The organism is Bacillus mexicanus, from assembly GCF_050445615.1.
In the GTDB taxonomy this organism is placed as follows: domain Bacteria; phylum Bacillota; class Bacilli; order Bacillales; family Bacillaceae; genus Bacillus; species Bacillus mexicanus.
In genome coordinates, this window is the sequence record NZ_JBCEYV010000001.1 from 1,454,316 (window position 1) to 1,474,916 (window position 20,601).

General features: G+C 42.5%; 24 protein-coding genes and 1 pseudogene. 1 reads left to right on the forward strand and 24 read right to left on the reverse strand.

Going from position 1 to position 20,601, the window contains the following annotated elements; all coding sequences use genetic code 11:
* Positions 1–6: 6 nt before the first annotated feature.
* The 20 genes from AAGG74_RS07775 to AAGG74_RS07870 form a co-directional block, all read right to left on the reverse strand.
* The gene (locus tag AAGG74_RS07775; RefSeq protein ID WP_429674996.1) at positions 7–3,426 is read right to left on the reverse strand and encodes a phage tail spike protein; all 3,420 of its coding nucleotides are present in this window, start codon (positions 3,424–3,426) and stop codon (positions 7–9) included.
* Positions 3,427–3,438: 12 nt separating this feature from the next.
* Positions 3,439–4,203, reverse strand: a complete 765-nt coding sequence (locus AAGG74_RS07780) for a distal tail protein Dit (RefSeq protein WP_429674998.1) — start codon at positions 4,201–4,203, stop codon at positions 3,439–3,441.
* Entirely contained in the window at positions 4,200–7,847 is a 3,648-nt protein-coding gene (locus AAGG74_RS07785) for a phage tail protein (RefSeq protein WP_429674999.1), read from the reverse strand. The genes AAGG74_RS07780 and AAGG74_RS07785 overlap by 4 nt, the downstream gene beginning before the upstream one ends.
* A gap of 360 nt (positions 7,848–8,207) precedes the next feature.
* Positions 8,208–8,720, reverse strand: coding sequence for a tail assembly chaperone (locus AAGG74_RS07790; protein WP_162103263.1), 513 nt, complete (start codon positions 8,718–8,720; stop codon positions 8,208–8,210).
* 85 nt (positions 8,721–8,805) lie between these two features.
* Positions 8,806–9,120, reverse strand: a complete 315-nt coding sequence (locus AAGG74_RS07795) for a fibronectin type III domain-containing protein (protein WP_429675000.1) — start codon at positions 9,118–9,120, stop codon at positions 8,806–8,808.
* Positions 9,062–9,574, reverse strand: coding sequence for a phage major tail protein, TP901-1 family (locus AAGG74_RS07800; protein WP_429675001.1), 513 nt, complete (start codon positions 9,572–9,574; stop codon positions 9,062–9,064). The genes AAGG74_RS07795 and AAGG74_RS07800 overlap by 59 nt, the downstream gene beginning before the upstream one ends.
* Before the next feature lie 13 nt (positions 9,575–9,587).
* Positions 9,588–9,986, reverse strand: a complete 399-nt coding sequence (locus AAGG74_RS07805) for a DUF3168 domain-containing protein (RefSeq protein WP_429675002.1) — start codon at positions 9,984–9,986, stop codon at positions 9,588–9,590.
* 18 nt (positions 9,987–10,004) lie between these two features.
* Positions 10,005–10,421 carry an HK97 gp10 family phage protein gene (locus AAGG74_RS07810; protein ID WP_429675003.1) on the reverse strand — a complete coding sequence of 139 codons (417 nt, stop codon included), beginning with the start codon at positions 10,419–10,421 and terminating at the stop codon, positions 10,005–10,007.
* Complete coding sequence (locus AAGG74_RS07815; protein ID WP_429675004.1) at positions 10,408–10,752, reverse strand: phage head closure protein; 345 nt, start codon at positions 10,750–10,752, stop codon at positions 10,408–10,410. Before AAGG74_RS07815 ends, AAGG74_RS07810 begins: the two co-directional genes overlap by 14 nt.
* Positions 10,749–11,048, reverse strand: a complete 300-nt coding sequence (locus AAGG74_RS07820) for a phage head-tail connector protein (RefSeq protein WP_162103257.1) — start codon at positions 11,046–11,048, stop codon at positions 10,749–10,751. The genes AAGG74_RS07815 and AAGG74_RS07820 overlap by 4 nt, the downstream gene beginning before the upstream one ends.
* Before the next feature lie 8 nt (positions 11,049–11,056).
* Entirely contained in the window at positions 11,057–11,308 is a 252-nt protein-coding gene (locus AAGG74_RS07825; protein WP_162103256.1) for a hypothetical protein, read from the reverse strand.
* Between the two features lies 1 nt (position 11,309).
* Entirely contained in the window at positions 11,310–11,645 is a 336-nt protein-coding gene (locus AAGG74_RS07830) for a hypothetical protein (RefSeq protein WP_429675006.1), read from the reverse strand.
* 4 nt (positions 11,646–11,649) lie between these two features.
* Entirely contained in the window at positions 11,650–12,567 is a 918-nt protein-coding gene (locus tag AAGG74_RS07835) for a phage major capsid protein (RefSeq protein ID WP_429675007.1), read from the reverse strand.
* Between the two features lie 14 nt (positions 12,568–12,581).
* The gene (locus AAGG74_RS07840; protein WP_429675008.1) at positions 12,582–13,163 is read right to left on the reverse strand and encodes a DUF4355 domain-containing protein; all 582 of its coding nucleotides are present in this window, start codon (positions 13,161–13,163) and stop codon (positions 12,582–12,584) included.
* Positions 13,164–13,258: 95 nt separating this feature from the next.
* A complete protein-coding gene (locus AAGG74_RS07845; protein ID WP_429675009.1) occupies positions 13,259–14,182 on the reverse strand; it encodes a phage minor head protein in 924 nt (307 codons plus the stop codon).
* Positions 14,169–15,572, reverse strand: coding sequence for a phage portal protein (locus AAGG74_RS07850; RefSeq protein WP_429675010.1), 1,404 nt, complete (start codon positions 15,570–15,572; stop codon positions 14,169–14,171). Before AAGG74_RS07850 ends, AAGG74_RS07845 begins: the two co-directional genes overlap by 14 nt.
* A 5-nt stretch (positions 15,573–15,577) precedes the next feature.
* A complete protein-coding gene (locus AAGG74_RS07855) occupies positions 15,578–16,786 on the reverse strand; it encodes a PBSX family phage terminase large subunit (protein WP_429675011.1) in 1,209 nt (402 codons plus the stop codon).
* The gene (gene terS / locus AAGG74_RS07860) at positions 16,773–17,492 is read right to left on the reverse strand and encodes a phage terminase small subunit (RefSeq protein ID WP_429675012.1); all 720 of its coding nucleotides are present in this window, start codon (positions 17,490–17,492) and stop codon (positions 16,773–16,775) included. The genes AAGG74_RS07855 and terS overlap by 14 nt, the downstream gene beginning before the upstream one ends.
* An 80-nt stretch (positions 17,493–17,572) precedes the next feature.
* Entirely contained in the window at positions 17,573–17,974 is a 402-nt protein-coding gene (locus AAGG74_RS07865) for a hypothetical protein (protein WP_429675013.1), read from the reverse strand.
* Positions 17,975–18,205: 231 nt separating this feature from the next.
* Positions 18,206–18,337, reverse strand: coding sequence for a hypothetical protein (locus tag AAGG74_RS07870; protein ID WP_429675014.1), 132 nt, complete (start codon positions 18,335–18,337; stop codon positions 18,206–18,208).
* Positions 18,338–18,696: 359 nt separating this feature from the next.
* On the opposite strand from AAGG74_RS07870, the gene AAGG74_RS07875 reads away from it, so the two are divergent.
* Complete coding sequence (locus tag AAGG74_RS07875) at positions 18,697–19,077, forward strand: hypothetical protein (protein ID WP_429675015.1); 381 nt, start codon at positions 18,697–18,699, stop codon at positions 19,075–19,077.
* 54 nt (positions 19,078–19,131) lie between these two features.
* Here the strand turns inward: AAGG74_RS07875 and AAGG74_RS07880 are convergent, their stop codons facing one another.
* The 4 genes and pseudogenes from AAGG74_RS07880 to AAGG74_RS07895 form a co-directional block, all read right to left on the reverse strand.
* Positions 19,132–19,344, reverse strand: coding sequence for a helix-turn-helix domain-containing protein (locus AAGG74_RS07880; RefSeq protein ID WP_429675016.1), 213 nt, complete (start codon positions 19,342–19,344; stop codon positions 19,132–19,134).
* A 298-nt stretch (positions 19,345–19,642) separates the two neighbouring features.
* On the reverse strand, positions 19,643–19,780 hold the full coding sequence (locus AAGG74_RS07885) for a hypothetical protein (protein ID WP_429675017.1): 138 nt from the start codon (positions 19,778–19,780) through the stop codon (positions 19,643–19,645).
* Between the two features lie 101 nt (positions 19,781–19,881).
* Positions 19,882–20,397 (reverse strand): sigma-70 family RNA polymerase sigma factor, encoded by a 516-nt coding sequence (locus AAGG74_RS07890; protein WP_429675018.1) that lies wholly within the window; start codon positions 20,395–20,397, stop codon positions 19,882–19,884.
* Between the two features lie 13 nt (positions 20,398–20,410).
* Positions 20,411–20,539: pseudogene (locus AAGG74_RS07895) on the reverse strand (hypothetical protein).
* Positions 20,540–20,601: the final 62 nt, after the last annotated feature.

Genomic DNA, 20,601 nt, shown 5'->3' on the forward strand with positions numbered 1-20,601 from the left:
AATCTCCTATACTCGTTCATAAAGTACAAGCAACCTAACTGTAACATTTAACCCAGCCACATCAGCTGCACCTGTTCCCCTCACGTAGACTGTAAACCCTTTAGATGTTTGGTTTTCAACCCCCGCGGTTACGTTACTTGTTTTTGGGCCATACGGTTGTGCAAATACGCCGAATATATTTTCTACGTTGTTATAGTCACCTTCAATGAAATCAACATATCTAGAACCATACGAATGCGCTCCGGTACTTTGTGATAGAACTATACTTGTTTCTGTGACACACAAACACAACCCGTTTTGTAACGCACCATGTGTATCCGTAACAAGTTTCGAAACATTACCGCCCATAATTTTTATAGGCGTCGCAGATTTGTCGTCACCTGCTACAACTGTCGATTTTTTAGGCAACTCTACTGGCGCGCCCTCGAATACAGTTCGTTTTTTGGATCTCATGCGGATTCCTCCGCCAACAACCGTTTCAAAGTTTAGAGGTTGTAAACTTAATAACGTAGAACTTCCAGAAATAACGGCTCTGTTCGTGAAATTAGCGTTGTACTGATCATTGACATCTATACCTTTTCGGTACCCCTCTAACGTAAAAATGTCTTTTGGAACGTTTGCTGTCGTAGTATTCGTTATGACAATTTTACCCGCTCCATAACCATATTTCGTGAAATCTCCGTACATTTCAACAACCGCCAAATCATTCACGTTATTATATTCTCCTGCACCCTTAACAGAAACTTTGCCATCGCTAATTGAAACACTTCGATATACGTCTTTCCCGCTCCCGTCTTGATAATCTACACCGGATTCTTGATAAAAAAGGGAGGAATTTATTTCCGTCGCGGTGTATTCTGCATATGTTCCGCTAGCTGTTGATCTCTTATATTGATAAAGCTTGTCTCCATCAAAATAAGAATCGAAGTTGTTATTTGTGTTCAACGCTTGGAATTTGCCGCCTTTAATTAGTGAACCTGTGATATTAATAGAATTAATCGTGCCAGAATTTATTTTGTCAGCTGACAGGCTCCCGATCTTGGCATTTGTAATGGCTCCGTCAATGATATGGACTGTATCAATTATCGCTGTTTTCAGATGAGCTTTTGCAATAGCAGCGTTTTGAATTGCTGCTGTTCCTATTGCCGCCTCAGCAATTTGCGCACTTGTAATGGCAGCTTTTTGGATGTGTGCTGTTCCTATAGCTGCCTCTTGTATATGAGCAGATCCGATAGAAAGGGCTTGGATGTAATCACCGTCAATAACGCTGTCGGTTAGTTGTGTGTCATAAGGACTGTACCCATACTCCTTTATCGTATCGCCTTCGCGAACTTGCAATTTTCGAATGACGAACGAGCATAACTCTGTATTGTCGTTCTGGTTAAGACCGCCGATGCCTATTGTATATACAGAGCTTGTCGTAGGAGCTGTGAATTTAATATTAACCCTGACAAACTGATCAGAAGGATAGGAAGAAATGTCCGATAAATCTGTGCCGCTTATCCTGTACCATGAATTCGTTTCTTTAAGATGAATATAGTTCAGATCAGTTGTGTTATTTCTTTTCACTTCAAAAGAAAGAGTGTATGTTTTACCTTCCTCAAGTTTCATTCTTTGAATATTATTCGGCGCTATCCTTAGCCCGCAAACACCAAAAAATAATTGATCAGTCAATTGAGTCTGAGAAACCGTCATTTCGTTAAATTCTTTTTCCTCTACTGTATGAGAGGTATATGAGTAATCGTAAAACCATTTCGCCTTTAAAAGAGAGCCCGGGAAAATATTGCCTTGGTCAAAGTTGCGTGCCAGTTTATCAGCCGTGACCGCCAAGTCTGCCAATCGGTCTGCTGTTACTGCACCAAATAAAATATCATCAGTCAGTATTCGCTGGGTAGTGGCCGAGAACTCATCTGTAAAATCGCTTGCTGTGCCTCTTGTATTGATTGCTCGAAGGCGGTAATACCAAACTTCATTCACGCCTGTAAAATGCTCATATCCGCTTGTTTTCCCACGAAAAATCCTGTTTTCTGTTAGAGGTGTGAACCCCTTGATCTGAGAAGCATAAATTTCATAGGCAGCAATATAACTCGATGGATCATAGTCCCATGTTAAGGTGATATTTTGAAACATTGACTTTACTTCAACATTTTTAGGTACTGGTGGTTTTTTATCCGGGAAACTGCCGTCAGTGACTTCGCCGGCGTCTGGCTTCCTCTCCCAAGTACCACGATTCTTGTCGAGTACATTTTCTATCTGATCAATCCGATCATCACCTTGGAGCACCGATAAAAACTGCCCTATTTCTACAACGCAGGTATTGTCTGGATCTGTGATGTCATATTCCATTGATATGATGCGCTGCGACGTTTCTATCGGAATAGCAAAGTTTCGGTCAATGGCAATTGTTGTATCGCCCAGCTCAACATGCTCATGCTCGTAACCTGGTACATTCTGAAGCAATTGAACTGACAGCTCATAATTCACCTCAGTTTTGGATGCTGTCGTAATGAGATGATTGTATGTGGCTTTTAAAAGCTCCGCTGGATCAGTTATATCTTCATTGTTATATTGTCCTTCTCTGTGGATCAATTCACCATTTTTAAGGCGTCCAAGCCTTTTTAATAAATCCGGATCGCCAACCCATTCCTGCCCCAGTGGTTTATCAACAGGATCACCTTTTGATTTCTTCCACTCTACTTCCGAGAAGTCGATAAACCGCGAATAACCGCCCGTTTCCTCTCCGTCTTCGTCTGTTGAGGCGATAGAGGCACCATATCCCCAAAGAGCTGTCAATGGGTAGCTGATGACTGTTCTTTTAATATTCTCTGTATCTTTATCTATCTCAAAGCGTTTCCCGCTGTCTTTTCCTCGTCGTGGCAATATCTTGATAATTCTCTTTGTGATCTTGTTTCCATCAAATTCGATAGAATCTTGAAGCTCGCCGCCCCAGATGTTTATCACTTCAGCAATACACTCTAAAGCTGTTTTCTTATAAAACGTAGTAGAGTTCTTACCAAGTTCAGCGCTTACCTCCGCCACCCAACGAGAACGAGCAAGCACGTTGTCTAAAACAAATTGTGCTGTTTTGTCAGTTGGCCGGAAGTCTTTCACAAACGTTTCCGCCAACTCCATCATGGCAGCTTCACATGTTACGAGTGTATTAACCTCTGAGTTTTCGTCTGTATCATCAAGTTCCTTAATCACAAACAATCGGAGAATGCCGTCTTTATCCCTAAAAACAAGCTGATTCTCTTCAAACAAATAGCGCGCATCAGGATGGGAAGCATCTGCTACAAAAGAAAAAGAAGAGCCTTTATTCAGCTCTTCTTTGTATTTGGCATCCCAAAATCTGCACGCTTCTTGTCCGTCGCTGGACAGCACTGTCAGGACTTGATCATCTGGTGAAAGAATATACATGTCAGCCATTAACGGACCTCCTTACAAATAAGCCTCATCGAATTTGATGCTGCTTGCGTGGCTTAACTTCAATTTTGTTGGTACTTTTGGTGGCAACGTGAACCACTCAGATTGTATTTGCAGAGCAGTCATGATCAATTTACCGCTGCATGTCACTTTTCTCTTTGCTGAATCAATAATGAGGGTATCGTCGGCAATGAAGTTGTACACGACTTTTATTGTCTTAGAAACAGATTCATCACCATTTAAAAGAGCCACCTCATATGAAGAGGCCCCCTCTTTAAAAACGCATACGATTTTTGGTTCAATCTCCGCATACCCCGGGTTTGTGAAAACCTGCACCCCGGCATTCAGTTCTGATTCCGAAGCCGCTCCATACTTTTTTGGATCAGGACAGATAAAGGTCAATGTAGCCTGTTGAAAGCCATCCTTTTCTTCGCCTTCAGAAACACTCTCAAAAATTGCATAATAGGTTCTGTCAGGCTCATCATGGAAAATGAGTGGCTTCGGCTCCTCTGCATGCAGAATATAAGTCAGTTCCTCTTGTTTCTTCTTCAATTCCTCTTCACTGCTGAAAGCAAAAAGGACATCTATCGTTATCGTTCTAATTGGTAGTCTAGTGCCACGATAGAAACCGCCCGGACGGTTCCCGATCGTGGCTGTATTTACCTCTCGGCTCATTACTCCCCGCCCAGTGGTTGATTTCACATAAAAGAAGGGTGAAATATCGATCCCATTGAATGTGATTTTCCATTGGTTAGGCAAAAGCTCCTGATAGTTGATCAATTAAATCTCACCCTCCTTTTGTTTGATCTTCTTTGCGCGTCTGTTACAGGCTTCTCTACGCCCTGCCCGACTTTCTTGCTGTCCATTTCAATAACGATAGTTCTTTCGGGCAGTTCAAGGTTTTTGACATCTGCACTCAACTCTTTTCTAACAACGCCAAGTTCACTTCTAGATATGGATGTATCGTAAGCAAGATTCATATCTTTCTTTTCGATATACATCGCATTACCGATTGTACTTATTGCATTCTGAACTGCATTGATCCCATACTGAATCCCCGCTGCAATATTAGTAGAAACCGTATTGCCTATATCGAAGCTTTGAAGAGTTGTCTTCTTTTCTATCGTCTGAAGCATCTTGCTGTAAGTATCTACAGCAGTGTTTTGGGCTTCAAAACTAATCATTGTACTGCTTACTTTATTGTTCACTTCCACCGCAGCCGCTCTCTGTGCAATCTTAGCCGTACTGGCTGCAGCCGATTTCACTTTGGCCTGCGATTTATCAATACCAGCTGCCATACCGGTGCCGACGTGATAACCGACCTTATCGCGCATAACTCTTGATGGCGAGTGAATTCCTAGAAGTTTTTTCATGCCATTAGGAATCGCATTTGCCATTGATTTAATTTTTCTAGCTAATGCCCCCGCCATGCCACTGATACCATTTATCAGGCCTTGGATAATATTGCGGCCAATGGTTTTCAGGTTGATTCCTTTGAAAAACTTCATCACGCCGTTCCAAATACTCACTATCTTTTCCCGGGTGGCAATTATGCGATTTGCGATCTGATTTTTCATGTAGAGGAACGCATTTGACGCCGCTGATTTTATCCCGTTCCAGATGGATTGAACCTTACTCTTAATTGCATTCCAAGTGCTAAGTATTTTTTCACGTGTCGCCAAAATCCGGTTTGCTATTTGGTTCTTCATGTACAAAAAAGCGTTTGATGCTGCAGATTTTAGTGCATTCCATATCGCAGACACTTTGCTCTTTATGGCATTCCAGACACTGAGTATCTTTTCTCTAGTTGCTAGAATTCTGTTTGCAATCTGGTTTTTCATATAGAGAAACACTGTTGACGCTGCATTTTTCAAACCATTCCAGATGTTTGTGACGGTGTTTTTGATTCCGTTCCAAACTTTTGAAGCAAATGATTTTACGGCATTCCAGACGGTCATGACGATCTTTTTTTGCAACTCGAAATTTGCCTTTATAAGCGTGACAAGAGCTGACCATACTTTCGAAGCCGCATTCTTAATCCCTGTCCAAGCAGATGAAAGCCATTTAGAAACAACGCCCCAGACTTTGATTGTATAAGCCTTGATCTTATCCCAGTTCGCAATGATCAGGACAACCAAAGCTACTACAGCCGCTGTGATCCATCCAATAGGACCCATAGCAATGACCCAAGATGCTGCCATTCTCGCCGCGTTTGCAGCCGCCTGAGCCGCTAAGACAACCAGACGCGCTCCGAAAGCAATCATCTGTTTGATTCCAGCTGCCAACATAGATGAAAATGAGCTGATTTGTGCTGCCGTCCACGCCGCTGCCATACGTGCCGCTTGTGCCACAGACTGAGCAGCCATGACAACCATCTGTTTGATCCAAAGTCCCATCTGCACTATCCCAGCTCTAAGGGAAGTTACAAAAGAGCTTATTTTCATGATTGTCCATGCTGTTGCCGTTCGTGTTGCCTGTGCAATCGACTGCGCCGCCATAACAGTCATATTCTTGATCCACAAACCCATTTGAACTATGCCGCTCTTTAGGGAAGATACAAGAGCAGAGATTTTCATCGCTGTCCAAGATGCTGCCATTTTAACTGCATTTGCTGTGGCTTGAGCAGCCATGACCGTGTATTTTGCGATGAATCGACCGATAGCTGCAGTGGCTCCTTTTAATTGAGTTATCAACCCGGCCAACTTAATGCCGGCAGCTGTATCTTTGAACCCACGCAAGTATTGAGCAGCGTCTTTAAAATCTTTAAATCCATTTGTTACTGCACTAACTGCGGCAATCGCAGGAACTATCGCTCTTAATGCACCCAGCAATGAAATGCCAACCGCAATGAATTGCCCGATAGCAGGGTTAGCTTGCATTGCTGCGTTTGTGAATTTTAAAAATCCATTTACCGTTTGTAAGATGGATTGCCCTAACGGCGCCATACCAACAAGCAAATTGATGATTGTTTTGGCGATTTCACCAATCGTACTCCAAACAGTCGGACCGTTCGTTTTAATATAGTCAATAAACGACTGAAATTCTTTCGTTTTCGTGACGCTGCCGGCCCATTCATTAAACCTTTTAGTCATGTTGACAAGGGATGTCATCATGTCCTGAGACATAGGGGCGAATCCAGTAAACAGCTTTGTAAGACCGCCCGAAAAGTTTCTAATGATCTGCAATAATTTAGGACCGTTTGTTTTGACATATTCAATAAACGTTTGGAACTTCTTCGAAGAACCTAAATTGGCTGACCACTTCACCCATGAAGCTGTGGCCTTTTCCAGACTGGCCGACATGTCATTTCCAAGAGGTCCAAAAGCAACAATCAGATTCATAACTGTTCTGAGGACGTTGCCGGCTATTTTCCCAAACGTAACGAAGGCCTGACCAGCGTTTTTGTTCATGTAATCTATAAAGCGTCGCATGTCGGTGTCTTTAAACGCCGCATTCATGCTTTTTGCTAATGTAACGCCGCTATTTGCCACGCTTTTGAACATAGGTCTCAAACTATTCAGAACGCCCTTAAACGTCGTCAGCGAGCTCGTGAACGTTTTTAAAATCGGTTTCTGTACAGATTGAGCAATATCATGCCAGTTGCTTTTGAAGTCCTCCAATGTGTCCAGCGCTTTTTTCTCTTCTTTTCCAAGAGATTTTTGCAGATTATTGATCTGCTCCATGATTTTAGCGCGCTCTTTTGCATTTGTAGCATTATCCAGCTTCTCTTGCAGCTTTGAAAGGTCTTCAGATGCTTTAAATACATCTCCTATGGAAGTCACAGCAAGGGCTCCAAAAGCCACCGCACCTGTTCCCGCTGTTGCAAATGCACTGGTTAACCCCATAACTCCGCCGGCTGCCACTCCGAGCATAGGGCCCAAGGCACCAATTGCCCCAGTTATGCTGGCAAGAACCGGAGAAATTGCAGGCAATGCAGATGTAAAAGCCCCAGCAAGCGAATGACCTATGACAGTTGAAACAGAGTTAGTGATTTTCGCAAGACGATTCATTGAGTTTTCGAATCGATCCGTACGGGCTTCAATGAAGATCCATACTCTATTCGGTAAGGATCTCGTCTCAGTTTGTGCAGTAGCGACTGCACGAGTTAAATCTGATGTATTCCCGTTAATATTGGTTGTTACCCGGTTGGGCAATGATGCAAGTTCTGCTCGTGCGGCTGATACGGCCCTTTGTACGTCGTCAGAGTCTGCGTCTAAATCGACTCGGGTTCTTTCGTGCCGATGAATAAAGTTATCGATCTGCTGCTCAGCTTGTCTAACTCGCGCTTGGAAGCTTGCAATTTCCGCTTCGACTTCAACAGTATGAGTATCAGCCATGCGCCGCATCATGTCATTGACTCGGTCCATACTTCTGTTGAACCTCTGCGTCTGAGCTTCTATAACAGCAGTAAGCCTCTCGATCATGTCCTCACCTCTTTTCTTTGGTTTGTTTTCCGAAATAAGACCGCACAGCGTCATTTAACATCTGTACGCCTTTCGCTCTCGGACCAAGCTTGTTTACGTCTGATTCACGCCATTTGTTTTCCTCGCTTGTCAGAGACCGCTCAAGCTCTCTACGCGCTTTTCTAGCGTCAAACATCTTTGATTCTTTTGGTCTCTTTTCGTTTAATGCATAGCGATGAAACATAGCATTTCTCGCCAACAACTCTATTTCGTCAATTTCACGCAGCTTGGCTGCTTTTAGCTTCCGTTTATACTCGTTTGGAGTCCATGACATAATGACATCGTTGTCATAGACACCCATCCAACGAGCTGCATTTTCAATTACTTGGAGATAGTCGATCCCGTCTTCTCTTTGTAGGCTTCCTCCATCGTCTTCAGCATGCCCTTGTTCATTTCGTCTTCCTCTAGACGCTTCGCTTCCATTTCCGGAGTCTCGTTCGGGCTGACCTTCTTCGGTTTCGACAGTTTGCTCATCATCTTCCATTGCTGACGGATCTTTCCTTTGAAAAAACCTGCTGAATCCAGTGTGTTAAAAGCTTCTTTCACCATCTCATCAACGGCGTTTCCAGTTTCATCTTCTTCAATGATCTTTGCAATAGCATCCTCGATCTGTTCAACAGACGGTTTGCCTTTTTTCAAGTGAGCAAGTGCGCAATCCCAAAAAGCAGAAAGATAAACAGCATCATCATTAAGTAAGCTGTTGTAAATCGTTAATGTGCCGCCTGATTTGTCACCGTTTTTATCTTCTTTCGCATATTTCTCGTTTGCTGTTCTATCGAATGCAAAATCACAGCGCGCAGCATAATCTTTTCCGTCAATTGTTAAGTGAGCCATTTAAATAAAACCTCCAAATTTTCGTATTAAAAAGAGCCCTAGCAACAGCCGAGCTCCTATGTTTCTTTATTTGTGCGGGGGTACTTTAAGATGTAACCGCTTGTGTTTGCGTAACAATTTCAGTCATCGAGGATTCGCCCGCGATGTTCACAGCAGAGACATTGATCGTCAGTTTCGTATCAGCTGTAATATCTTTCAAGGTGTGGGATGTATCTGTGACAGTTGCGTCCAGTTGCTTGCTCGCTCCCCTGTATACCTTATATGAAGATGCCCCATCTACCGCATCCCATTTCACGGTCACACTGTCAGTCGTAGCCGTGAACGATAGATTTTGGGGCGCCTTAGGGTGTAGTTGTGTTGCCGAAGTCCTCAAATTTAGTCGCGCCGGCGGATGATTCAATTGCTGCTAACACTTCGTCCGGCAGAGGGGGCAATTCACCTTTAAATGTTTTTCCGAGTACAGGAAGAGTTATCGAAACTTCAACAAACCCATCTTGCGGCTGACTGAATTCCAAACTTTCAATAATTGCATGACCATAGACAGCATTGTGTTTATCATTTTTATTTTTGTTTTTATTGACCTTCCAGACCTTAATTGCCTTTTCATTGTCGTAAGCTGTCTCAATTGCTTCCTGTCCCGGGTCTGAAACAGCAGCATAATAAGTCAGCTCAAAAGATTCGTTTTTTGTTCCGTAACCGACAATACGGCCTGACTTTGTGGATTCATCCAACGTGTCCTGTTCTTTTGTATGTGAACCTTCTGTTTGGAAGGCAATGAACAGCCCTTCTGTGCCTTGTGCATCCATCGGCTGAACGAAATAAATCTCATCTTTACCATTCAATAATTGTGACATTTTCTTCATCCTCTCAATTGTTTATTGTGTATCGCATCCTGAGAATGCCATGCCGCGTGTAACCATCAATGTCTGTGATCACCTGCATGCCGCGCATCTCAGAACGGCATAAAGAAAAGCCCTCTATTTCTAGGGGCTCTCTGGTTATGGCTTGCAGCATCAAATCAAGGATCTGCATCGCTTCTTTTTTGCCGTTATAATCGCTCCAGCAATGGAGAATAACATTGATGATCTCACCTTTAGACGTTTTTGTTTCAAATGGCGAAACGTCATCATCGCCAGTTGTTACATATGGCTTTTTCTGATCTTTTGAGACTGCATCAAGCACACCAGTGACGCGTGCATTCAGCTCTTTATCAGTTGATAGCCTTTGAAATATAGCCGTTTGCAACAGCCACATGGCTGACCGCATAATGACAGCCCCTTTCTATCACATTTGACTGGCGAAATACCGCATACCTTCCTCAATAGACGGATTCCAAAACGGCTGGGCCCGCATCCCCCGCGTCATAACCCATTGGTTAAGCTTGGTGTCATAATAGATCCAAGGAGTCTGCCGACCGCCTCCGTCCTCCGCATAGATTCCGGTACCGTATTCGACATAAATTGCATAATCAGCACCAACAGAAATAACGGCCGTTAAGCCGCCGTCACGATAGTCAACTTCTATTGAATTTTTCAAGTTCCCGCCGTCTATCATAGCAGTTGGAGCATTTAAAACGGCGTTGCTATAAATCAGCTCGGCCGTGTCAGTTACAATCCGTTTGGCTTCTTCAATCACATTGTTCCTGAACTCTTCAGTCGCTCTGCGCATTTGCCGGATCCATCTGCCGCTAACTCTTGCCATCAGACTCCAGCACCCCCGATACCTGGCATTTAAGATTCAAGACTTCATGCATGCCACCTTGATCAATTGGCTCTGATTTGAGAATAAGGATTTTGTTTTCATAAATGATCCTCATTGTCTTCTCGATATTAGTCCGATAAGGGAAATACACATTGCATTCAACCGGGTTTTGCAGCTGCTGAGCCTGATAATATTCTCGGGAACTGACGCCACTGACTAAAGCTTCTGTTGTGATGTAGTCAACGTAACCTTCTTCATAACCTCCGCCGCCGTCTGGCACCTTGCCCATCCGCTGAAACGTGATTTCGTGGGGGAATTCCTCATAAATCATTTAACTCTCAGCCTTCGATATGGCGTAAGGTGTTTTGTGATGTACCGAGGAAATTCTGTATTGTACGAATACGACACATCCCCCATGTTTCTTCCCGAGAGTCCAGAAGGAGTCATATTATATTCTGCAGCCTTCGCAACAAAAAGCTTCACGCCAGCTGGCAAAGCCTCCGGATCGAAACTGTTATTACAAAAGTCACTGGCATACTCAATCAAGTTAGGGACTATTTCAGACAAATATTCGTCATGTCTATCTGTCTTAATCCCTGTCATTCGCTTTACTTGTCCGATGTCCACTGAATCACCTACTCTTCCCCCAAGACAATCCTGATCAGTTCGTCTTTAGGCGCTTTGGGATCAAACTCGTATTCATTCTCTTTCAGAAAAGCAATAATCTCATCTTTGTTTACTTTCTGCAGCTGGGCCTCTGTCATATCAAGAAGATCGGCAGCTGGCTTCTTGACCTCATCCACTCTCTTAAAGCCAATATGAGAATAAACCACCTCAAAAGCCTTTTCAGTGCATTCTATTGTTTTGGAACCGTTAGATGCTTTCATATCACGCGCTTCCTCCTTCCAGTGCTTTCAGACGGTTTTCAATATCAGTGAGTTTGGCAGTTACATCATCACCAAGTTTGGCTAACGTAACAGCCTTTGCACCAATATTGGCATTTTGCACACTGCCAGTTCCAATGTTTCGGTTCTGAACAGATCCGTCACCGATATTGATGTTTTTCACTTCTCCATCGCCGATCATCTCAGAAGTAATACTTTTAGCAGCAGGCGTCGAACCGGGAAAGCCGGTCACTTTTGCGCCTGATTTAATTTCTAATTCGCCGCCGATCACCAATTTGTCGCCGTTATTTGTCTTATAGTTTTTAGATGTGTATCCCATACGCTTACGCCTCCGTTGCTGGAGCAATAGCTGCAAACGCATCATCAGTCAATGTCATGAAACCGACTTGCTGAGTCACACGAAGAGCAACCATGTCACGCTCATACAAGTTGATTGGGTTGCCGTCAGCATCAACAATTGTTGTCAGTGTTGCATCCTCAGAGACTTTATATTCCATACCTTGTGGGATGCCGTAGCGCGTATAATTCCAGTCAGCCGCAAGTAATGCCGCTTTTTCGTAATCCCATGACTTAGAATCAACATATCCGATCGGAAGACCAAGAGCCTGTTGTGTTGCGCCATCTGTTGCATCGTTGAAGATTGGAAGCCCGTTACCGTCTTTAGTACCACGAAGTTTTTGACGGAATCGGCGTGTTGTTGTAAAGCCATTTACATCCTTATCCGCATCCTCAACTAACGCCATTACTCCATTAAGCTCGTCATATAGGTTGCCAAGTGAGTTTAAAGCAACAGTGTTACCAGATTCCTTGATTTTTTCAAATACAGAAACACCTTGACCAAATGGTGAATCGACACCGAATAACGCAGCCTGATCGAATTTAATAGCAAAGGCTTCAGCGATAGCCGGGCGCATTTGTGTGAAGAAATCAGCGATGGTATAACGCAAGAATTCTTTAGAAACAGGGATGATGACACCCAATTTCTTTGAAATCATTTTTGCTGTTAACCATTGGGCCTTAGAAGTTTTGATTCTCTCGCCTTCTCCAACCCAGTAAGCCCCTGGTCCAGAAGCCAAGTATGTGAATTCTTTCTCCGGCTTAGTCATTTCTTCATATTTTGCGAGTTTTGTAACAGCAGATTGAGTCATAAACTCTTTTAAAACTAGAGTACCTTGTTCAGTTGGGACCTTTCCGTTTACTGCGTCTTGCATCAATGCATTGTTTGGATCAAATGTTGGCATAAAGATAGCCCTCCTTATTTTCTAATACTTGCTTCAGCTGCAAGCGAGCTAATATCAAAACTTTGATTTGTCGGTTCATTGCTGCCGGACTGAACATCACGGCCATTCTCTTGGAACTTGGATTCAATCGCCTTTTGAAGTGCAGCATTGTATTTCTCTTCGAATGCTCCGAGGTTCTTCATCGTTGATTCTTCATCCTCACCGATAAAGAATTCCACTACATCTGCCGGCAGTTGCTTTTCAGAAGCATAAGAGACAGCTTTGTTTAAAAGCTTTTCACGTTGTGCTGCTGTCTTCTGATCATCCAGCTCTTTTTCCAGCTTCCTGATACGCTTTTGTTCCTCTGTTTCTTCCGGATAAAGCTCTTTTACTTTTGCATCAACCAGAGCATCGAGGTTGTTCGCCTTCCATGTCTCAAGGCCTTTCGTAAAATGGGAATCCAATCGAGGCTGAATGAGACGCTTTCCTTCGTCTGTTTCAAGGAACCCTTCCACCTTATCTGCTGATACGGCCGAAAGTTCTCCTACAAACGCTTTTACTTCTTCGTTCTCTTTATTTTCTTCGAGAAATTTTTTCACTTCGTCTAATGTTGGCATTACAGTTCTTCCTCCTTCGCCCTCTACAGTGCGCGCCTGTTATGAGTGCATGAAAAATAAGCCTTTTAATGTCATGCTCAGGACAGGATAAAAATTTATTTGCTCTTTTCCTCAATGGATTTGTACCATTCCTCGTAGGTTTGGTAGGGGATAGTCTCCCCAGTGCCATTGCCTCGCTTACGAGCTCTTCTTGTATCTGGCAGCACGCCGTTTACTTTGAAAGCTATAGTACAACGGCAGTTAATATCATCCTTGGCATTATTCATGTGCCCCGGAGCCGGTCCGACGCCGCCATATATTGATTTGAATAGCCCGTTTCGTTCTATTGTCTTCCCGTCCAGCTTCCTGTGCCCGGCTCGTGTTTTAAGATCAAGGGTAGCATTCCACATCTTTTCGAGTTTGCTCTTTTTAGAAGCCTGCTCAGCGCTTTTCATCCTCGCCGAGACTTGTACCCTATGAGTCTCTGTTCTCGCCACGTCACGAGCCTTTCTGCGGGCAAATTCGGTCGTTTGCTCAATACGCCGGGCAATCTTCGAGTAATCTTCACCAGCTTGAATGCCTTGAGCAATTGAAATCTGTATTTGCCGGACGTAGTCATCCCTGTGGCGCTTATATAAAACTGAGAGAGTCAATTCAGCTATCGGGTTTAATATAGCCTGCTTGATTACTTCAACAGTAGGAATGCTGAAGCCTAAATCAACTGCAGCTTCCATCTCGTACAAATAAGCAGAGCGCATGTAACTCTCAAGGAATTGCTTAGCAGCCAAAGCTTCAACGATTGTGAGGATAGTTTTGAATGCCTTACCCGATTCCTCAGTCATGCGCTCCATTTCTTTTTTAAACCTGTTGTATTTATTCATATCAGCCATGGATAGCTGACCATCTCTGCTGTATTTCGCATAAAGGGCCGCGATTTGTTGATTGATTTCTTTGAGCCGTTGAGCAAAAACGACATCAATCTTTTTCGCGTCCTCTGTGATCATGTCATCCAGGTACCTATCAATATCATTCTGGTTCATCTTCATCACCGCCCGTATCTGTTTCGATATCAGTTAACGGTGGCATGCTGTTCCTGTACTCCTCTTCCTCCTCTTTCATCTTATGAAGCTCATACTGAACATCATCGACAAAGGACAAGAGAGAAAGACGTGTTTCTTCGCTGATTAATCCTTTAAGTTGCGATGTTGTCTGCGCCTCTTCAAGAACATTGGCTGGAAGGTTACGCTTGAATCCGAACCATACTTTCAAATAATCTTCTGCTTTGGCTTTATTTTTCGTTGCCCAAGCCGAAAAGATCAACTTGTATTGGTAACGGAGCGCAGCAGTCATTTTCCGTTCCATCGTGATGCACTTATTCTCAAGCGCCATCAATTTAAATTTCATTGCAACACCAGTGACATTGCCGCCAAATGATTCATCAGAGAAATTGACCGACTTTGCAAAACGGAGAATGTTTTCTTCCAGACGGTTCAAATGATTTTCAATGATTGCGTCATTTATATCTTTTGTCAGATAGCTGACATCGTCTTTTTCATCATAGAGTTCAAGAATCCCAGTCTTTTTAAGCTGTTGAAGTGTGTCCTCATCTGCTCCCAATCCCTTTAGGATCAAGTACGCCAGTCTGTACTGTTCAATTTCGTTTGAGGCGTCTGACAGTGTCCGATCATAGGCATCAATAAGAGACAATACCTTCTCGGCATCGCCTTTGAGCTCTTTATTGTTTGCCAGCCCGAATAAAGGGCAGCCATCAAACAAATGCAATTCTTTTTTATCCAGCGTAAATGCAGAGCTGTCTTTAGTGCTGAAATAGTACACATATTTATCATCATAGAATTCAGCTTTTATTTGTCCGCCATAAACCGTAAAATACCTTAATCCGAAATCTGGCTCATGAATATTCCCATCGCTAAGGAACACCGCTTCCCATGGTTCAATGTTTTTGACTCTTTCATTACCATTCCGGTCGATATATGCAAGCCGAGCTCCATAACCGCAAATTGTCGCCATCTTTCCCCATTCACTATCTTCGTCAGGAATATTATTCAGAGTGTTGAAGTCATCAATCATCTGCTTTCCGGCAGAAGTAGTGCCCGCATCTCGCTTATCGTCAAATTCATAAGTGATCGGGTGCCCGAAGAGATAGCCCACCTTCGTATCAACAATGTCTGAATCAAATGAGTTATTAAGCTTGTTATTGACCTTATGATCTATCCGCTTAACATGGCCGGTCTCGAAATCCTCATACTCAATGGCTTCTCTGGTTAAGATCGGCACGCCCTGAACCTCTGCCTTGTATCGCTCATACAAGTTTTTCATTCTATCATGATCGTTTTTATGTGCTTCGATGATTTCTGCAATCAATTCAGGTGTAATGCCTGAATCCCTGATCTTATCCATCAAATGATTCACAATGATCACCCCTTCCCTTTTCGTCTCATTGGTTTGTTGTTCGTATAAAGGGCATAACGTATGGAGTCCAGAACATCGTCCCATTCCTTAACCGGTTCGCCTGTCTTCTGATTCCAGACATACATAAAGATTTCTTTTTTAAATCGGTCAACTTTGTCTTCAACGACAAAAAGCTTTTCTTGTTTGAACAGCCGCGCCACTTCTTCTATGCCGGATACGACAGCTTTATCAGCATTGATAGCCCGAAGTTTTTCTCGTCGGAAACGAACAACATGTTCTGGCCGTGCCGTATCACAGTAGAAATTAATATTGCCGTATCGTTCTTTGATGTCCTTTGCTACCTTCACCCAGTAATCGATCTCTTTGTGCTGCTGGGAATGTTCTTCGAGCAAATAAAAACACCCTTGGTCATCCTGTCCGATTATGACAATAGAACCCGGGTGCTCATATCCCCAGTCAACGCCAGCAAAGTATTTTGTAAACCTGCCCTGTTTCTCTTTTAACTGGTCTGAACTGATATAGTGCTTGTCTTTGTTGAAATCCTTATATATTACGCCTTCTGGAGCAACCCAATAGCCGTAAATGTCCCGGTCTGTAAACATGCCGCTCGGTGTTGAAGCAACAATACTTTCGACATACTCAGGATCAAGAAAGTTGTTATCAAACAATGAGAAGTGAAAAGAACGGATATTCAGCCTGCCGTTTTTCAGCCGCTGCCCGTCTTTGTCGATATAGTCCGTTTTGACGGTGTGCATCGGGTTTTCAGGGTTTGTATCCATCATGACCATTGCGCCTTTATAGGAACAACGAGAAATGACTTCCTTCACGAATGAGTCATGTAGAGCCGTCGCTTCGTTTAAGAATGCGCCAGCTGATGTAAAACCCCGCGCCTTTTTCCATGAGTCTGCATTTGCGCCGTCAAAGCAATAAACACGGTTGCCGAATATCTCAACGGCATTCGACTTGTCGAGCCTCAATTCTTTACCCAGAATCAATTCCATATCGTTCAAGATATTCCGCTTTATAGAAGCCTGAGTTGCCCCGCCGATGATAAAAGAAAGCCCCATGTTTTGATACTTGCTTATGTGCCCGAGGAACGTCAAAAGGAGCACGAATGTTTTCCCTGCCCTCTTTGCGCCGCTACAAATTAGAATTTTGGGTTGCTCCTTTATAAAGCTGTCCCAAACTTCCTTTTGCTTTTTATTCAGTTCCATCGGCATTCACCATTTTCCTCAACATTGCGGCAATATCATTTTCTTGGGTGTTTCCTTCGCCGCCGTTAACAGCCTTCTTCGTCTTCTCGATATTTAAGCGCATTTGTTCCAATTTAAGGCGCCGCTCATCTTGCTCATGCGCCAGCTGGTCGAACTGCTTGATCAGACTACGGAGCTCACCCATTGCCCGAGATTGAGCATTCAGGAAGGTTGCCTGCTTATCCCATGCGAATTGAAACTCCCATTCTTGCTCATCGCCAAATGCACCCGGCTTCTCTTTTTTCAAAACCTTAGTCATGTCGTCCTTATCCTGCACGAACATAATGCGCTGCGCCCGGAGAATAGCTGCATATTGAATCTGAATTTGATCCCATATCATATCGGCAGGCGAACGCTCCTGAATCTCTTCCATGATCTCAAGCGTTTCTTCTGGCAGGAATTTAGAGAAAAAGCCGTGAGTCACAGCGTTTTGATTCCTCTGTGGTGCGCCGCCGTTGTTCCCTAATGCATTCTTATTGCCGGGTGGTGCGCCTGCCTTTTTTGTGTGCACACTTTTTTCAGTGGGTGCACCCTTTTTTCTTTCCCAACCATGCCGCTGTTTCCACGATTTTATGGTGTTCACTGACACCCCGTATTTCTCGGCAAGGTCCTTGTATTTCATACCTTTGACGTAATCTTTCTGCGCCTGAATATGCTTCTCAGCCATCTACATTCACCGCCGCCCCCTTTTGAATTGAGTTGTTTTGGAAATTAAAAGAGGATAACCGTTAAGGCTATCCTTTTAATTTACTGCACAATGTTAACTGTACATTTCATATCGTCGTAGTCTTCTCCACCTGCATCTTCAAAACCAAACTCATAAAGATTTGATGCTGGTGAATCATTTTTTATCGAGCTTACAACCCAGGGATATGATCCGTGTGGCGGTGAATTTTTATGCCAGCCTGTAACTCGATACCATACATCTTGATTAGAATTGTTTTCAGGAGTTGAAAAATCATTCAAACTTCTGTTGTAATTTCCTCTTTCTGCTAACTTATGATCTGAATGTTGTGGATAAATACAGATTGCATTTTCGTAATGTGCTTCACTGGCGAAATGGAATTCTGCTCTATGCCCACAAGGAACCCTTACCCATCCAATCTGATTTGCAATTAATTCTTTGCTATTATCTGGACCGTAACCCATTTAAATCACTCCTTTTTTGTTTGTGTGTAACACACCCACTTATTTTGATGATAAGAATCACGATTATACTACTCTTAAACATTCTCAAATAAATAACAAATGAACCATAAATATCATTGGTTCATATTCCCTCTAAACCACCACCGTGCTCAAGCCTTTAACCGCCAATTGTCTATCCTGAGACTTACCGGAAGCAGTTTACAGGAAACAAAAAAAGCACCCCGCAGGATGCTAAATAGTTTCTTTCATTTTTTTTAAAATAAGTTGCGGAACATCATCATCTAAAGTCTCTCTCTGGGATTCTTTAGACATCAATGTCCAAGGTATAAGAATGTTTTTATTTGATTCGAATGCTTTTACCATATAAACATCCTCGCTATTGCTAGCTGTTGAAACATCCCATTGCCAAATACTTTGTGGCGACCCGTTATAATCATTTATTTGAAGCATATATTGATTTTCAATTACGAATTTGTCAACCTTTCTGATTTTCTCACCTCGCACCTTATTATCGGATAAGGAGTGTGATAAAGGAACTATTTGCAAAATTTGTCGAACGAAAGCACTATTCATAAATAGGTGGCAGTCGTAAGACAAAAAAGCAAGTTCAGATAGTCCACTAATCCTTTAGATTCATCCTTAGTGAACATCAAACAAAACACGCACCTACCAATATATACCAACATACAATTTTACTGATTTTAAACTAAGGAGTGTTTATTTTGTATAACTGTTATTACATCCCTATAGCAATACCTAATTTAACCCCAACAGATAACATTGAAAGAAGTACAGACTTATCTAGACAGAGAAGAAGGGATATTACATTAGACATTAGAGGCGCATCTAGCACTGATCTTGGAAACGGGTTTTATTCTTATCAATGGGCAGATATAGTGATGATCAATCCTAATGAATACCTTGGGTGTTTTCTCGAAGGACAGAACATCAATGTAATTAATGGTGGATTTGCTCCAGGTGATTACGCTCCTATGTATGCGATGGAAAGCTTTCCAAGAAGAAGGAATCAGTGGGTAGTTACCGTTCATAATCCTACAGGATCAACCAGACATTTATCTCTTTATTTAATTGCTAAAACGTAAGTATGTAATTCTTAGTTCATTAAAGAAAGCATCCAGAAAATTAAATCTGGATGCTCATTTCTTCCTATGCTTTTGGAATTCCAATATATCCTCTTTAATAAAAAGCCTGTCCCTCGGCATTTCTTTAACCGGTTCAAGTTGACCGGTTTTAATTAGCTGATTGAGATATTGACGAGTAAAGTCCAATATTTCAATCGCTTCACTTGTGTTAACGATCTCCTCATTCAGAAACTTTTTAATTGCATCACGCTCTTTAAGACTGTACACCAGGCATCACCCTCTTTTTTCTCGATATTTTTGATAAAGGGAAATTGACTTTTCCACAATTGAAACAGCAAACAAAACAATTATGCAAATATCTAAAGTTGTCTTAAATGGACTGGCCGCGACATGCTGCCGAACAAATAACATGTATCCCAAAGCAAGAAGGACAAAAATATCAGTTGACGTTCTGAGTTTTTCCATTGTTTGAAAGTGGCTGTTTTCATGGTTATATAATTATTTGTATCACTTATGTTATACTTGAGAGCAAGGGAGAAGGTAGAGCTTCTCCCTTGGCTCAAAATCATCTACGCTTTCTTGGTCGACGGCGTCTGTTGATTTTGGGCTTTTTTATTTTAAGCCTTTCTATGATGATGAGGATTTTCTCAAAAGCCGTGAGAGCTGTAAGAATAATCCCTAGTATTAATGCTATTTCAGCCACTTTCTTCCCTCCTTTCTATAATTTAATTATACACGATAACTTTACTCACGTCAATTAAATTAGAGAATATTTTCTTGTTTTCTTATAAAATCACAACCTATTCATGCTAAACAGAATAGGCTATGTTCTGCTCTATTTTTCATTTTTAAACGGGAACGTTCAATATTCTTTTGAACCGTTCCTTTTTTAATGTCCAGCAGCTGGGCGATCTCTTCAAAAGACATGTTTTGCACAGTGTGCATGATGAAAATGTCCTTTTCTCTTTCAGTAAGGACAGAAAGGGCATCAGCAATTCTTTCTTTGTCCCAGTCGCTTACCTCTCCTTCTGGCTCCTGATTGATCGCATATTCTTCTGGCATTGCATCAATGATACGTGGATCAGCAAGAATCATTCTTTGGTAAACGTCCCTTCTGTCAGCTCCCCGGCGTGCTCCTGGTTGTCTTCCGTTCTGCAGCCATTCGAGAGTGAATTCAATATCGCTGATCATACTGCCGATGATCTTCTTATCATTCTTTTGTTCTGCTGTCATTTCAATTTCTAGTGTTTCCGAAAATGCCCGGTACATCTTTCTTGCTTCTTTTAACGCTCTTTTGTATTCAATGATTAAATCCTGCATGTTTATCCTCCTCTTATTTACGCTTAAAAGCGCCGCCTTTGCCTCTTATTAGGGTTTGCATGTTCGTGTTCATCATTTGTTGCCAAAAGCGATCTGAGCGCTCTTGTTACTTTTGTGAAGATTTCTTTTTGGACTGTTTCATGTCTCATCACCCCTCTCATCAAAAGTAATCGCGATAGACATCCAGATAGTTGCGAAATAAAA